Genomic DNA, 850 nt, shown 5'->3' with positions numbered 1-850 from the left:
GTGTGCCAGAATGGCAAGTGAGATATAATTATTTCTCTCCACCTGTATACACGGGCATACCTCATGACAGAAAAGTTAAACTGATGTCTTTTGATGAATTCTTGACCCGTTTTGAAGTATCTTTGGATAAACATACAGACGATCTAAGTCGTTGGGTTGTAAAAGAAGGTAAAGATCACATCATGCAGTTTAACGAATTAAACAGCTATCTTTATATCGGTAGAAGTCATGGCATGGTTCACTATTTACAATATTATATGCGTCATGGAACAGAAAAAGATAAGAAAAGAACGCATACTTTATCCGACGATGACAAAATGGCAATGATAGAAACCATTAATTTGGTTGTTCAAGACCATCAAAAATCCCAAGAAATATTGGACGAACTGTATAAAAGATATTTAGGACAGTTAGAGCTTGTTGTCGATGGGTATATCTCTGTTTTTTTAGAGCATGATGGGAAGTATTTTTCTTTAATAGGTGTTAATACTCATTATCATCCTATAAAAAGATGTAATTTTAAAGTAGTGTATGCCTTATCTATTCTTTAAATGGCAATGGCACATCCTCCGTGCCGACAGAAGCCTAACCATTCCCAAGAATAAGGAATCATCATGAAATACTTTATCGCCACTTTATTTGTCTTTATCCATACAACCGCCTTTTCAGCACCGCCTTATGAGTCCGCCGAACATTATCATGCTGGAACTTGTGATTTTTATAGCACGCTCATTTTTCCGCGGACACCGCCTTATATTGGTATACCCCTTGATAGAAATGTAAATCTTATGTCTTATCAAGAATTTATGGAGCGTCTAGAACCTGTTTTGGGTCAATATATAGACCCAAG

Annotated in this window: 2 protein-coding genes; both read left to right on the top strand. The window is 36.2% G+C overall.

Going from position 1 to position 850, the window contains the following annotated elements; all coding sequences use genetic code 11:
- The coding region (locus B0182_RS13480) for a hypothetical protein (RefSeq protein ID WP_211271657.1) at positions 1 to 551 on the top strand (551 nt) is incomplete at its 5' end.
- A 63-nt stretch (positions 552 to 614) separates the two neighbouring features.
- Positions 615 to 850: hypothetical protein (locus B0182_RS14485; protein ID WP_158079722.1), on the top strand; the 236-nt coding region annotated here is incomplete at its 3' end.

Origin of the sequence: Moraxella bovis, from assembly GCF_002014975.1 — a bacterium.
Classification (GTDB): Bacteria; Pseudomonadota; Gammaproteobacteria; order Pseudomonadales; family Moraxellaceae; genus Moraxella; species Moraxella bovis.
The sequence above is the reverse complement of the archived record's forward strand: the minus strand, read 5'-3'. Positions and strand labels throughout refer to the sequence as shown.